General features: G+C 48.9%; 8 protein-coding genes. All 8 read left to right on the top strand.

Annotated elements, in window-relative coordinates:
- The first annotated feature begins 45 nt into the window (after positions 1 to 45).
- The 8 genes from C5O19_RS02180 to C5O19_RS02145 all read left to right on the top strand — a co-directional run bounded on the left by C5O19_RS02180 (position 46) and on the right by C5O19_RS02145 (position 14,995).
- Complete coding sequence (locus C5O19_RS02180; protein WP_165795915.1) at positions 46 to 1,305, top strand: TolC family protein; 1,260 nt, start codon at positions 46 to 48, stop codon at positions 1,303 to 1,305.
- 30 nt (positions 1,306 to 1,335) lie between these two features.
- A complete protein-coding gene (locus C5O19_RS02175; protein ID WP_104709716.1) occupies positions 1,336 to 2,412 on the top strand; it encodes an efflux RND transporter periplasmic adaptor subunit in 1,077 nt (358 codons plus the stop codon).
- A 27-nt stretch (positions 2,413 to 2,439) separates the two neighbouring features.
- The gene (locus C5O19_RS02170; protein WP_104709715.1) at positions 2,440 to 5,550 is read left to right on the top strand and encodes an efflux RND transporter permease subunit; all 3,111 of its coding nucleotides are present in this window, start codon (positions 2,440 to 2,442) and stop codon (positions 5,548 to 5,550) included.
- Between the two features lie 169 nt (positions 5,551 to 5,719).
- Positions 5,720 to 6,682: a lipid A deacylase LpxR family protein gene (locus C5O19_RS02165; RefSeq protein WP_104709714.1), complete on the top strand. Its 963-nt coding sequence runs from the start codon at positions 5,720 to 5,722 to the stop codon at positions 6,680 to 6,682.
- 243 nt (positions 6,683 to 6,925) lie between these two features.
- Positions 6,926 to 9,217 (top strand): GH92 family glycosyl hydrolase, encoded by a 2,292-nt coding sequence (locus C5O19_RS02160; protein ID WP_104709713.1) that lies wholly within the window; start codon positions 6,926 to 6,928, stop codon positions 9,215 to 9,217.
- A gap of 109 nt (positions 9,218 to 9,326) precedes the next feature.
- Positions 9,327 to 11,948, top strand: coding sequence for a glycoside hydrolase family 2 protein (locus C5O19_RS02155; protein ID WP_104709712.1), 2,622 nt, complete (start codon positions 9,327 to 9,329; stop codon positions 11,946 to 11,948).
- Positions 11,949 to 12,087: 139 nt separating this feature from the next.
- On the top strand, positions 12,088 to 13,287 hold the full coding sequence (locus C5O19_RS02150) for a serpin family protein (RefSeq protein WP_104709711.1): 1,200 nt from the start codon (positions 12,088 to 12,090) through the stop codon (positions 13,285 to 13,287).
- A gap of 577 nt (positions 13,288 to 13,864) precedes the next feature.
- Positions 13,865 to 14,995, top strand: a complete 1,131-nt coding sequence (locus C5O19_RS02145) for an alpha/beta hydrolase (protein WP_104709710.1) — start codon at positions 13,865 to 13,867, stop codon at positions 14,993 to 14,995.
- Positions 14,996 to 15,039: the final 44 nt, after the last annotated feature.

The raw sequence follows: 15,039 nt of genomic DNA, 5'->3' as shown, positions 1-15,039 counted from the left end.
TTAAACTATAAGGCAGTGAAGCTTATTCAATTTTCAAGGGTGCTAGTGAGTCTTCTCCTGTTTCTTTCGGTCTCCCAGCTATCCTATGGTCAGACGGACACGCTCCGTCTGACCTTACCCCAGGCAGAACAGCAGTTTCTTCAGAAAAACTTTGCTCTGCTGGCTCAGAAATACAACATCAACCTTTCGGAGGCGGCTGTTCAGCAGGCGAAACTTTGGGACAATCCCAATTTTCAGTTTGGCTTTAATGCATTCAATCCGAATACGTCGAAGGTACTTCCGTTGACCAACCCTTCGGGTGACAAGCTTAACCCTACGGGAGGTGCCTACAGCTGGCAACTTCAGCAAGTCCTGAGCCTGGCAGGTCGTCGGAGTAAGCTCGTGGCTCTGAATGAAGCGAATACGGAGGTTCAACAAGCCGTTTTTCAGGATGTAATGCGGAGTTTACGTTATCAGCTAGCTCAAACGTTCGGTACTCTGGCCAGCGAACAGGCTCAGTATGCCTTCATTCAGGAAGAACGAACTCGTTTGGCAAATTTGCTCGACGCCTTCCGGGCTCAACTGAAACTGGGCGTTATTTCTGAATACGAAGTGACTCGCCTCGAACTGGAACAGCGAAATACGGACGCCGCCATCAATGATTTACGCAATCAAATCAGTCAGGACGAAGCAACCTTACGTATACTCCTAGCCGATACGTCTTCTACGTATTACCGCACGGAATTTCAGATCAGCGATTCGGCCTCCCCTCTGCTTAACCAGTTACTGGATCAGGCCGTCGCGAATCGTCCCGATTTGCAAACAACCCAACGCCAAACGACCTACGCTCAGCAGAATCTGACGTATCAGAAATCACTGGCAACCCCACAACTGATGGTTGGAGCCAACTACGCACGCTTTGGTGAGGCGTATCCCAACTACTACGGCTTGCAGGTAGCTATGGATCTGCCCTTTAAAAACCGAAATCAGGGCAATATTCAGGCAGCTAAAATCGGTATAGAACAAAGTACTCAGAACATCAATCAGAGTCAGTTACAGATAAGACAGGAAGTCATTTCCGCTTACGAACAGTGGCAACACGCCCAACAACTCCAGGCAAACCTCGATCCGGGGTACCGTCAACGCATTCAGGACATCAGTAAAAATGCAACGATTGACTACCAGAAACGCGTGATTGATCTGGTCAGCTTCATTGATAAAATTCGCTCCTACAAAGATGCTCAGCTGAATTTCATTAACCTGAGCAATCAACTCTATCAGGCTCAGCAACAGCTTAATTACGTTACCAACTCCAAGACTTTCTAACTAAAGGTTTTATCCTTTTGCCCACTCCTCATGAAAACGAAATCGTTTTTCTATTTGCTGAGTCTGGTCGCTCTGGCAGCCTGCCACTCGAACAAAGAACCTCAGGAAGTCAATTCGAAGGATACGGATTCGGCTTTCAAGACGGATACCGTTCACGTTCGCAACTACGAACAGGAATTACAATTCACGGGGGAGGTTTCTTTTGATCAGAAACGGGTGGATCGGGTTTTCCCCATCGTCAGCGGTAATGTACTGGATGTAAATGCGGAATTGGGAGCGTACGTCAAACAAGGTCAGGTCTTGGCGAAGCTTCAAAGTGCCGACGTGAGTCAGTACCAGCGTGATTACAATCAGGCCAAGGCGGGTTTCGATATGGCCAAACGTAATGCTGACAACGCCGAACAACTGTACAAAAGTAAGTTTTCGAGTGAATCGGACCTGATTAACGCCCGTAAACAACTCGAAATTGCCACCTCTGAACTGGATCGGTCAACGCAGGTACTAAAGATGTACGGCGGTACGTCGTCGGGTAATCAGCCTACCTTTCTGGTGAAGGCTCCCGTAAGCGGCTACGTCGTGGAGCGGAACGTCAACCCCAACACCCAGATTCGTTCCGACAATGGCAACAGTATGTTCACCATTTCCAATCTGTCGGATGTCTGGATCATGATCAATATTTACGAATCGGATATTGAAGCCGTTAAGGTGGGTCAGCAGGTCAACATCACGACCCTGGCGTACCCCGACAAAGTCTTTCAGGGTCGCATTGAGAACATCAGCCAGGTCATTGACAATGACAGCAAAGTGCTACAGGCCCGGGTGGTCTTGCCCAACCCGAATGGCTTACTGAAACCCCAGATGTTCTGTACCATCAAGCTACACATTGAAAAGCCCGAGCGTCTGCTGGCAGTCAATCCGAAATCAGTCATTTTTAGTGAAGATAAGTACTTTGTCATCAAGGCGGCGGGTAAGGAAAAATACGTGGCCGTACCCGTCGAAGTGGTTCGGAGTACCTCACGTTACAGCTACGTTAAGGGCGATTTGAAAGATAACGATCGCGTGGTTACTGAAGGTGCCCTATTGCTTTTCAATGAATTAACGGACTAATCCCACACTCCCTTCCCGGGTCCGATCATGAATAAGTTCATTAAAAATATCATTGGCTTTTCCCTCAAACATAAAGGCATTGTCTTTATGATGACTCTGCTGGTCATTATTGCGGGAGCCGTCAGTTTTTATAACACGCCCGTTGAAGCGTACCCTGACGTAACGAACACCGAAGTCGTGATCATTACGCAGTGGCCGGGTCGCAGTGCCGAAGAAGTCGAGCGTTTCATTTCCAGCCCGATTGAAACGGAAATGAACTCTATTTCGCACAAGACGGCCATTCGCTCCATTAACCTGTTCGGCTTATCCTTCATTAAAATCGTTTTCGAAGACGGCGTAGATAACTTCAACGCCCGTATGGAAGCCAGCCAGAAACTGGCCAACGTCAATCTGCCCGACGGCGTGGATGCGGAGATTCAACCGCCAGCCGGCCCCACGGGTGAGATCTATCGGTATACCCTGGCCTCCAAAGGTAAGACGACTACGGAACTCAAAACCATTCAGGACTGGACCATCGAGAAAGCCCTGAAAGCCGTACCCGGCGTTGCGGATGTAGTCAGTTTTGGCGGACAGGTGAAAACGTTTGAAGTCAGTATCAATCCGGCCTTGCTGGCTAAATACGACCTGACCGCCCTGGACGTGTTCGGAGCCCTCCAACGGGCTAACGTTAACGTGGGCGGCGATATCCTCCGGGAAGGTCAGCAGGCCTTCGTCGTTCGGGGCATCGGAATTGTCAAAAACGTGTCTGACATCGAGAAAGTCATCGTTAAAAACGTCAATGGTGTACCCGTTCGCTTGTCGAATTTAGGTACGGTTCACGAATCAGCCTTACCGCAATTGGGTATTGTGGGTCGCGACAATCACGACGATGTCGTTGAAGGGATCGTACTGATGCGGAAGGGCGAAAACCCTGGTTTAGTATTACCCCAGCTCAAAGAAAAAGTAGCCTACCTGAACTCCGTTGCTCTTCCTTCGGACGTAAAAATCAAGGTTTTCTACGACCGTACTGAGCTGAATAACCATACCCTGCATACGGTGGGTGAAAACGTGATCATGGGCATTACGCTGGTGACGATCATTCTGCTGATCTTTCTGGCCGACTGGCGAACCACTGTTACTGTAGCCATCGTCATTCCGCTGGCTTTGCTCTTTGCTTTTATTCTGATGCGAATCAAAGGCATGTCGGCTAACCTGCTTTCCATCGGAGCGATCGACTTCGGGATCATCATCGACGGAGCGGTGGTTATGGTGGAAGGCCTCTTTGTGATGCTGGCCCACTGGGCCGAACACGAGGGCATGGAGAAGTTTAACAAACGAGCCAAAATGGGCCGGATTTTGAAAACTTCGGTGGAGATGGGCAAGTCCATCTTTACCTCGAAGCTGATCATCATTACTGCCTTGCTTCCCATTTTCTCGTTCCAGAAAGTAGAAGGTAAACTCTTCAGTCCATTGGCCTTTACGATGGGTTTTGCCCTACTGGGAGCTTTATTATTAGCCCTGACGCTGGTGCCGGTGCTAAGCAGCATGTTGCTGAATAAGAACGTCCGTGAACGTCACAACCCCATCATTGAATGGCTGAATCGAAACTACGGTCCCCTACTAAACCGAGTCATGGATCACCCCAAACGGGCGATCATCACGGCTGTACTTTTCCTGGTTGGCTCGCTGGCTTCTTTTCACTTCGTCGGTACCGAATTTCTGCCGCACCTCAACGAAGGTTCGATTTACGTACGGGCCAGTATGCCCCTCAGCATCAGCTTGGAAGATTCGTATCACTATACTCGTAAATTCCGGCAGGTATTCGAACAGTTTCCGGAAGTACGCGGCGTTATCTCGCAAACGGGCCGCCCGAATGATGGTACCGATGCGACGGGCTTCTTCAATCAGGAATTTTTCGTGGATTTGTTCCCGCAGGATGAATGGAAACGCGACATTTCCAAGGATGAACTGATTGCGGAAATGCAGCAGAAACTCGCCAAATACCAAGGCATTGATTTTAACTTCTCGCAGCCGATTTCGGATAACGTAGAAGAAGCCGTATCGGGCGTGAAAGGCTCCATTGCGGTTAAAATCCAGGGCCGCGATCTACAGGTGCTCGACAAGAAAGCGGATCAGGTTTACGCGATTCTCAAGAAAGTACAGGGCATTCAGGATCTGGGCGTATTCCGGAACCTGGGTCAGCCGGAATTACTGATTACGCTCAATCCCGACAAAATGGCCCAGTACGGCGTCGATGCGGCCGATGCCAACGCTGTGATCGAAATGGCGATTGGGGGAAAGGCCGTGAGTCAGGTGTACGAAGAAGAACGCAAGTTTGATTTGCGGTTACGCTACGACTTACCCTTCCGTTCGTCGATTGAGCAAATCGGTAACCTGAAGGTTCCTACGCTGAATGGCGGCAAAATACCCCTCAAGGAAATTGCCAACATTGGCAACGTCTCGGGTCCGGCTTTCATTTACCGGGAAAATAACGCCCGCTTTATTGCGGTCAAATTCTCCGTCCGGGGACGCGACTTGGGCAGTACGATTGAAGAAGCTCAACAGCGGGTACAAGCTGCGGTTAAACTCGATAAAGGGTATGAGATCAAATGGAATGGCGAATTTGAAAACCAGCAACGAGCCGAACGTCAGTTATCCATCGTCGTGCCCATCAGTATTCTACTGATTTTCTTCATTCTTTTTGCCTCTTTCGGCAATGCACTGGATTCGATTCTGGTTTTACTCAACGTACCTTTTGCTCTCATCGGTGGGATTCTGGCTTTGTTGCTAACGGGTATGAATTTCAGTATCTCTGCTGGGGTTGGTTTCATTGCCCTCTTTGGCGTTGCTACGCAGGACGGTGTTATTCTGGTTAATAAATTCCGACAGAATCTGCACGAAAAAATGCCCCTCGGCGAAGCCATTAAAGAAGGTGCCAAGTCACGTTTGCGTCCGGTAATCATGACGGCACTAATGGCCTCGCTGGGTCTGTTACCCGCGGCACTTTCCCACGGCATCGGATCTGAAACGCAGAAACCTTTAGCCATCGTCGTTATTGGTGGATTGATGACGGCTTCGGCATTATCGCTGTTGATTCTTCCCGCCGTGTACGAATGGGTATACAGCGGCCGCGAACGTCGGAAGAAGCTAATGGATTAGCAGCAGGATTGCTGACGATGGATGGATTTTGTGAATGCAATAATAATTCGATCGTATCAGTCCCATCGCTACCACTCCCTCATTTCTCAAAAGGTTTGACGTAAAACATCAGACCTTTTTTTATGTTTACCTCTAGATCCTTCAACCCCATGCATTTACGAGTACGCTTATGTCTTTTACTCTCTTCCGGTATACGATTTGCCTTTTCCTACTATCCCGGCTGGCCTTGGCCCAAACCTATTCACAGGAAATTCAGATCACTTCCGAAAACGACGCGTACCGCTGGACCCTTCACGACGGCTATTACACCAACGGCTTTTTTGTGAGTTATCGCTACGTACCCCGCCGTTGGAATGAACGGCGGGATTCTACCTCCCGACTACAGAAAGTTATTTCTACCTACCAGTTAGGACAGCAGATTTTCAATCCAGAAAATGTCTTTCTGGCCCAGCGTAATCAGATTGACCGTCCGTATACGGGTTATCTATACGCCAGCAAAGGATTTACCTTTTTTTACCGCCAGAACCACGTTTTACAGCTTGACTTGGCTTTGGGTACGATTGGCCCGCGTTCAGGAGCGGAAAACATTCAGAAATTCATTCACCGTACCTTCGATTACATTCCGCCCGTGGGCTGGCGAAATCAGTTGAACAACGAATGGGGCCTGAATCTGAACGCTCAATATGCGTATAATCTGATTCCTGCTCCGAAAAAATGGTTGGACCTGTATGCCCTAGGGCAGGCTCAGTTAGGTACTACGTTTACGCGTGCGTCGGTGGGTTTATTACTGCAAATAGGTTTGTTTCGTCCGGCCTCGGAGTCAGCCCTGTTTCATTCGCGCATCAGCCGAAATCCCAGCTCTTCTTCTCCGGAATTGTATCTTTTCTTTCAGCCCGGGTATCAGTATCAAGTGTACAACGCAACCGTACAAGGAGGTCTGTTCCGGTCAAACAAGGGACCCGGAGCCGGGGAAATTACGCGGGGTGTCTATCAGCATCAGATAGGTTTAACGTACGCCTCCCGCCGATTTACACTACAAGCGACACTCGACCTGAAACAAAAAGAAGCCCGTTCTATGCAAAATGAGGTAGAAAAGTACGGCGGTTTCTCTGCGGCCTATCGCTTTCGTTAGCATTGGCTTTTGCTCTCTAACATCCTTTTTTGCCCAGCTTTCATTTGGCTTTTTTTAAAATAGCTTCTCAGATTTCACACAATTTTCTTTCATATCACCCGGCGATTCCCATATTTGTAAAATATTTTAAAATATCCTTCGGTTCTCAGTACATCGCCTTCAATCCTCCGCTTTATCTTCGTTACGCAAAAGTTTTACGTTTGGATTAAGACGGGCGTTGCCCGGTAAATCCGTTCCTGGTATATGAAAAAAGTAAGTATTCTGGCATTAGGCCTGTTGGCAGCGGCGTGCGGCAAACACAGTAAACCACAATCATCCGCTTCGAAAATGAAACCGGGGCATCTGACGCAGTACGTTGATCCTCGTATCGGAACGGGCTTTCATGGTCACGTCTTTTTGGGAGCGAACGTACCTTTCGGAGCCGTACAGATTGGCCCTACACAGGCTAACCCCGGTAAACTGGGCGATGGCTGGGACTGGTGCTCGGGCTATCACGTATCGGATTCATTAATTGCTGGTTTTTCGCATACGCACCTGAGTGGTACGGGCATTGGCGATCTGGGTGATGTCCTGATGATTCCGACGACGGGCCCCATTCGTGTGGAGCGTAGCGTTGCAGGAGCTTCGCCGAGTGGCTATATGTCCCGTTTCTCCCACGACGACGAAGTGGTACGTCCGGGTTATTACGCCGTAAAACTGCAACGTTACGATGTGGGGGTGGAACTAACCGCCTCCGAACGCGTGGGCATGCATCGCTATACTTTTCCAAAATCGGATGATTCCCACATTCTGATCGATCTGAAAGAAGGCATTGGCTGGGACCGTCCAACGGACACATACTTGGAACAAAAGGACGCTACGACGTTGATTGGTTACCGTTTCTCAACGGGTTGGGCGAAAGACCAGCGGCTGTACTTTGCCATTGTTTTCTCGAAACCCATCGAAAAATTTGCTCTATACCAGGGGCAGAATCCTCTGCAAGGCAACGCAGCCAAAGGAACCCAGATCAAAGGCGTACTGAGTTTTGCTACGAAACAAGGCGATCAGGTATTGGTGAAAGTGGGCATTTCACCCGTGAGCGAAGCCAACGCCCTCGCCAACATTCAGGCCGAAGTACCGGGCTGGAATTTCGATCAGGTAGCCAAGAATGCGGATGAGGCCTGGAATACCGAATTGAGCAAAATTCAGGTACAAACCAAGGATCAGGATCGGCTGAAAGTTTTCTATACGGCTCTGTACCATACCATGATTGCTCCGTCTACGTTCAACGATCACAACGGCGATTACCGGGGTGCCGATCAGAAGGTATACAAAAACGCGAACTTCAAGAACCTGACAACGTTTTCCCTCTGGGATACCTATCGGGCTGCGAACCCTCTGCTGACGATCACACAGGGACAACGCGTGAATGACATTGTGAATACCATGCTGCACATCTATCAGCAACAGGGTAAACTGCCCGTCTGGCACCTAGTGGGCAACGAAACCAATACAATGCCCGGCAACAGTGCACTGCCTATTATTTCGGATGCCATTCTGAAAGGGTACACGGGTTTTGACGTCAATCTGGCTTTTGAAGCGATGAAAAAATCAGCTATGCTCGACGAACGCGGACTGGATTACATCAAAGCAAAAGGCTACATTCCCGCTGATACCCAAACCGAAAGCGTAGCCAAAAATCTGGAGTATAGCATCGACGACTGGGCAGTGGCTCAGGTAGCCAAGAAGCTGGGTAAAACGGCCGATTATGAATACTTCAGTAAGCGGGCCAAGGATTATAAAAACAACTTCGACGCCAGCACGCGTTTCATGCGGGGCCGCGTATCGGATACGGAATGGCGGACGCCCTTCAATCCCTTCGTTTCGCGTCACGAAAAAGATGACTTTGCCGAAGGAAACGCCTGGCAATATACCTGGCTGGTGCCCCAGGATGTGGAAGGCCTGATCGAATTATTAGGCGGTGAAAAAGGCTTCACGCAAAAGCTGGATTCACTTTTCATCGTGAAGGGCGACATGGGTGCCGAAGCTTCAAACGATATTTCGGGTTTGATTGGTCAATACGCCCACGGAAACGAACCTAGCCACCACATTACGTATCTGTACCCCTACGTGGGTCAGCCCTGGAAAACGGCGGAAAAAGTACGTTACATTCTAGACCACATGTACACGACCAAACCCGACGGAATCATCGGAAACGAAGACGTAGGCCAGATGTCAGCCTGGTATATCCTGTCGGCGATGGGCTTCTATCCCGTTAATCCCGCCAATGGAGCGTACGTATTTGGAAGTCCGGTATTCGATCAAGTTGATCTGAAGCTCGGCAACGGAAAAGTCTTCCATCTGAAAACGGTAAACAACGGTCCCGAAAACAAATACATTCAGAGCATCAAGCTGAACGGCAAACCGTATACGAAATCTTATCTACTCCATAAAGAGCTGATGAATGGCGGTGAAATGGAGATCGAAATGGGTAAGCAACCCAGCCAGAGCTTCGGCGTAGCTCCGGCCGATCGTCCGCGTTCGATTCACGACTAAGTAACCTTTCCCCGCCCGGAGGGCCTTACGTAACCTCCGGCGAAACCGTTGAATCTGGTTTTGCCGGAGGTTATTCTTTTACATCTCAATCCTTTCTTCCCTCAATGCGATGAAAAAGCTCTTTCTTACGCTGGCAACCCTGCTGACTTCGGCTCTGGGTTTTGCTCAACAACCCTATGAACTTAACTCAGGCTGGAAATGTGCCCCCGTTGGGAAAGTAGCGGTAAAGGGTACGGAGCTGTCCAACCCTTCGTACAGCCTGGCCGACTGGCAACCCGCCACCGTACCCGGAACGGTCCTGACGACGATGCTGAATAATAAGCAGATCCCGGATCCGTTTTACGGCATCAACAACCAACATATCCCGGACATCTACCAGACGGGTCGCGACTACTATACCTACTGGTTCGTGAAGGATTTCAAGGAAGAAGCCCAGGCGGGCGAGCAGGTATGGCTTCAGTTTCGGGGGATCAATTACAGTTGTGACGTTTTTCTGAACGGTAAAAAGCTGACGGATAAGCCCCATACCGGAATGTTCCTGCGAAAGACGTTTAACATTACCCCGTACCTGAAAAAAAGCAGTCCGAACCGGCTGGCGGTGATCGTCTATCCCCCCGATCCGGTGGGGAACCCCAACGGCGGTCAGGGGGGTGATGGGACAATCGCCAAGAACGTTTCCCACCAGTACGTGGCGGGCTGGGACTGGATTCAACCCATTCGCGACCGCAACACGGGAATCTGGGATAAAGTACTGATTGAAAAAACGGGAGCCGTTCAACTGAAAAATCCGCATGTGGTAACGCTCGTTCCTGGTACCCGAATGCCCGACGGTCCACAGAAACCAGCGACCATCAAGGTTTCAACCGAACTGGAAAACCCCACCGCCAGCCGTATCGAAGGAACGGTGCAGTACACGCTGGAGGGAAGCAAGGTTTCGAAAAAAGTAAGCATTCCGGCAAAGTCTTCCCTCACAGTTGATCTCCCCGCTCTCACGCTTCAGAATCCCAAGCTCTGGTGGCCCTACGGCTACGGAAAACAACATTTATATCCGGTGACCATTCAGTTTGTAACGGGTACCAGGGTTTCGGACGAAGAGAAAATTCAGGTAGGCGTTCGGGAAATTCAGACGGAATGGAATGCCACCACCCGTAGTAAGCAAGTATCCGTTAACGGTCAGAAAATCTTCATCAAGGGAGGTAACTGGATTATTTCCGACGCCATGTTACGCTTTTCGCCTGAGCGTTACGACGCTGAAATTCGTTTTCACCGCGATATGCACCTCAACCTGATTCGCATCTGGGGCGGGGCTATCACTGAACGTCCGGAATTTTACGAAGCCTGCGATCGCTATGGTTTGCTCGTCATGCAGGATTTTTGGGGTTCGGGCGATTGCAACGGTCGCTGGGTCGATCCGGCCAAACTGGAAGATCAGTGGACCCGACGGAAGTACCCCGATGATCATTCCCTATTTCTGGAATCCGCTGCTGATCAAGTCAAAATGATCCGGAACCACGCCTCACTGGCGATTTGGTGCGGTGGTAACGAAATTACGCTGCCTTCGGACATCATGCTGCCGCTCCGCGACTCGCTCCTGCCCGCTCTGGACGGTACCCGTTGGTTCATCGACTACTCGAACTCCGATGATATGTCGTTCAACTCCCTCGGCGGTAACGGCGATGGTCCCTACGGCATTCAGCCCATTACTCAATTCTGGTCGTTTAAAACCTGGCCGTTCAACTCAGAAGTGGGTTCCGTAGGCGTAGGGGATATACAATCGCTCGAACGTTTCATACCCAAAGAAAACCTCGTGGCTCCGCAGTATAGCAAGGGCAAATCGCAGGTGGATTCCGTGTGGCAGTATCACAAATACATTGGCTACGATCAGTACATCGATCCCTACGGTAAGGCGAAGGACACTCGCGATTTTGGCCGGAAAGCTCAGCTTGTCAACTACGACCAGTACCGGGCTTTGATGGAAGGATTTTCCTCGCACATGTGGGAATGGTATACCGGCACGATCATCTGGAAAACGCAAAATCCCTGGACGGCCCTTCGCGGACAGATGTACGATTACTACCTCGATCCCAACGCCTGCCTGTACGGTCTACACAACGGGAGCGAGCCGCTGCACGTCATGTACAACCCGGCGGATAGTATGGTCATGCTGGCGAATAACACCTTCCAGACCCACCGCGATTTGATGCTGGTGGTGAAGCTGTACGATATGAAAGGGAAGGAAACGCTCATCACGCAGGTGTTCTCGGAAATCGGCCCCAGTACGGCCCGCCCCTATCTGTCCGTGGCCAAAGCTCTGGCGAAAGCAGCGAAGGAAGACGGCGTATTCCTGTCTTTGCGTCTGTTGAATCTGAACAAAGAAATCGTCAGCGATAACCTGTACTGGCTGCCGAATGAAAAAGGCACCTACTCGGGCTTGCAGCAACTCAATACCGTAGATGTACAGGCTACGGCTAAACAGGTAGGCCAAGGCAAAATTGAAGTAACCCTGCGTAACGATGCCCGCAATCCGGTGGCTTTCTTCAATCGACTCTCGCTGGTACAGTCGCAGACGAAGCAACGCATTTTGCCAACCTTCTACAGCGACAATTACATTTCGGTACTCCCCGGCGAACAGAAAACCGTAACGCTGGAGTACACGCCAAGTTCGGAAAACAAACCGCTGGTTTCTCTGGAAGGCTGGAATGTAACAGAACGTTTTATTGCGATTCAATAATAGGTATAGATTGATTCAAATTTGGCTTCCCGAAAGTGCAGCACTTTCGGGAAGTTTTGTTTTAATGCATTGATTTCCTGAATCTATTCCAACCGAACGTACAAGCCTCGTGTCATGACTGTACTAAACCTTTCTCGTTATGATACGCTTTACTTCCTTATTACTTTTCGTTCTGCTTCTTGGCTTCGTGAGTTGTAAGCCCGGGGATGAGGTTAAAGAGGGTGGTATTCCTCTTCACTTAGGCAACCGGGCTTATGCCGAACATTCCACGGATTTCGCCTTTGATTTCTTCCGCCGCATCAATCAAAGCAATTCCACTAAAAACGTATTTGTTTCGCCCCTGAGTCTGCACATTGCCCTGGGTATGCTGTTGAACGGTGCGGAAAAGGAATCGTACGCGGAAATCAAAAAGGTTTTACGCCTGACGGATGAAGAGTATAACAACCTGTACAAAATTCTGATGGAGGGCTTACCCAAAGTAGACAACCGGGTTACCGTTAATCTCGCCAATTCAGTCTGGTACCGACAGGATAAGAGTGTAGAGGCTTCCTACACCGAAATCCTCAAACAGTACTTTCAGGCGGAGGTGAAACCTCTCACTACGGTTGGACCTCTCAACGACTGGGCACGGCAAAAAACTAACAACAAAATTGATAAGGTGTTAGATCGTATCGACCCTGACCTTTTCATGATCCTAATGAATGCCGTCTATTTTAAAGGGGACTGGCAAAGTCAGTTCAAAACCTCCAATACGCGGGATGAGTCGTTTACCCAGGCTAATGGTACCAGCAAGCAGGTGAAAATGATGCATCAGGAGAACAGCTTTGGGTACGCACAAATGCAAGGGTACGTCGCCTGTGAATTGCCTTACGGAAACGGCGATTACCGCATGACGATTTTACTACCTAACTCAGGACAATTGGTTGATTCACTAGTTCAAAACTATACGACGACGCATTGGAATGAATTGCAAAAGAGCCTCAAAATGCTATCAGTACAAATATCTCTACCCAAGTTCGAAATCAAATTTGACTCGGAAGATCAGTTGAATACAATTCTCCCACAAATGGGTATGTCGAAAGTTTTTAGGAGACAGGATGCGAATCTTACCAAGATTCGGCCACAGAATGATCTATGGGTAGATTTTGTCAAACAGAAAGCTTACATCAACACGGATGAAAAAGGCTCCGAAGCGGCGGCGGTAACTACTGTTGGCTTCGTCGCAACTAATTTTGCTTCTACGCCTGTTCCGTTTGTTTGCAACCGTCCGTTTGCTTTCTTTATTAGTGAAAAAAACTCCAGTGTCATTTTGTTTGCGGGGAAAGTTGTCAGTTTGTAATCTAAATCATCTATCATAAGCCCTGGAAAAGATAGCGTTTTCCAGGGCCTCATTTTTAACATCTAAGTACCCCTTGCTCCTTTTGAACAAAGCTCGTCTTGCCATTTATTAACTAGTTCCTGCCTAACGGGCTAGTATCGACAAGAAACTTTTATGCAAATGATTAATCTGAGGTAAGACTTGCACAAATAACCGCGAAATGACTTTTGTATTTTTACGGTATTGATACCAATATACATAACGCTTTCAACTGTACATATCACTTAATGACTAGTAGGTTCGAATCAATTTATATAAACTAATATTTCTGATTTACAGGACATTTACTTTTTATTTTCTTACACATTATCTTATGCTATTCCTAAGCCAATCAATGACTTGACTATTATTCTAATATCTAAAAATTGTATTCATTTGATTTTTCGATATTAACTTCTTCCTTTGATTAATTGGGTATTTTTCTCTAATCCCTGGACGATGCGGCTTTGTCAAGATGAAAGAAATGGTATATGATTTTCTTAGAATCATTCGCCTTTTGCATTACACGTAAAAGACCGTCAAACCAATCCACGGATACATGAAAAACGTAATCAGTACTTATTCGGCAAAGAGGAAATCGCTACTGGCTAGCGGTTCTACGCTTGCCCTGGCAGCCCTCGTATCATTAGCCTCGTGCACAAAAGATCACGGTAACGTCAACCCGGGTAACAACATTCAGCCCACTGGCCCAAAACCCGCCTGGGGACCCAACATCAAACCACAAATGCAGGCGATCATTGAAGAAATGGCTCGTCTTGACTCGACGCCACTTTATACCCTCACGCCCCAGCAAGCCCGCACTAAGCCGACAGTGAAAGATGCCGTGAACTCACTGCTATCCAGAAATAATATCTCCGCTCCGAATCTGGGCGTAGAAGTAACGCAGCGGAACATTCCCGGAGCAAATGGTGCTTCCATTCGGGCGGTCATGTACAAACCTCAGAACGTATCGGGCAATTTACCCGTTATTGTCTACTACCACGGGGGCGGCTGGGTGATTGCCAGTCCGGAAGTATACGAAGCTTCGGCCATGGCACTGGCTCATAACGTAGGGGCAATTGTAGTGTCGATCGAATACCGCAAAGCACCCGAAAACAAATTCCCGACGGCTCACATGGACACCTATGCAGCTTACAAATGGGTTCGTCAGAATGCTACTTCTTTTAGTGGTGATACCTCGAAAGTTGCCGTAGCTGGTGAAAGTGCCGGGGGCAACATGGCTATTAACGTGAGTATGATGGCTCGCGACGCAAAATTCCCCATGCCGATTCACCAGCTCGTGGTCTATCCGGTAGCTAACAACGATCTGACCACTGCTTCGTATCAGCAATACGCCAATGCCAAACCCCTCAGCAAACCGCTGGTTGAATGGTTCGTGGATAAATATTTCAACACGATGGCCGACGGTGACAGCAAATACATTTCACTCGTTGACGTAGCAGACCTAAGAAGCCTGCCCCCCGTTACCATCATCGCCGCTCAAATTGACCCGCTTCTGACGGAAGGTGAACAGCTTTCTGCTAAACTGAAACAGGCGGGCGTTAGCACCGAATACCGGATGTACGAAGGCGTAACGCACGAATTTTTCGGTACGTATGCCATCGAACCTAGTGCCAAAGATGCCCAGGACTATGCGGCTTCCCGTTTGAAGAGTGCCTTTGGTAAATAAGCTATCCTATCACAGAAAAAGACTGGCAGTACTAGCTACCGCCG

Source organism: Siphonobacter curvatus, assembly GCF_002943425.1.
GTDB lineage: Bacteria > Bacteroidota > Bacteroidia > Cytophagales > Spirosomataceae > Siphonobacter > Siphonobacter curvatus.
The sequence above is the reverse complement of the archived record's forward strand: the minus strand, read 5'-3'. Positions and strand labels throughout refer to the sequence as shown.

Excerpts from the sequence above, each read along its gene's own strand:
- C5O19_RS02175 (WP_104709716.1), top strand. The coding sequence starts at position 1,336 with ATGAAAACGAAATCGTTTTTCTATTTGCTGAGTCTGGTCGCTCTGGCA.
- C5O19_RS02170 (WP_104709715.1), top strand. The coding sequence starts at position 2,440 with ATGAATAAGTTCATTAAAAATATCATTGGCTTTTCCCTCAAACATAAA.
- C5O19_RS02165 (WP_104709714.1), top strand. The coding sequence starts at position 5,720 with ATGTCTTTTACTCTCTTCCGGTATACGATTTGCCTTTTCCTACTATCC.
- C5O19_RS02160 (WP_104709713.1), top strand. The coding sequence starts at position 6,926 with ATGAAAAAAGTAAGTATTCTGGCATTAGGCCTGTTGGCAGCGGCGTGC.
- C5O19_RS02155 (WP_104709712.1), top strand. The coding sequence starts at position 9,327 with ATGAAAAAGCTCTTTCTTACGCTGGCAACCCTGCTGACTTCGGCTCTG.
- C5O19_RS02150 (WP_104709711.1), top strand. The coding sequence starts at position 12,088 with ATGATACGCTTTACTTCCTTATTACTTTTCGTTCTGCTTCTTGGCTTC.
- C5O19_RS02145 (WP_104709710.1), top strand. The coding sequence starts at position 13,865 with ATGAAAAACGTAATCAGTACTTATTCGGCAAAGAGGAAATCGCTACTG.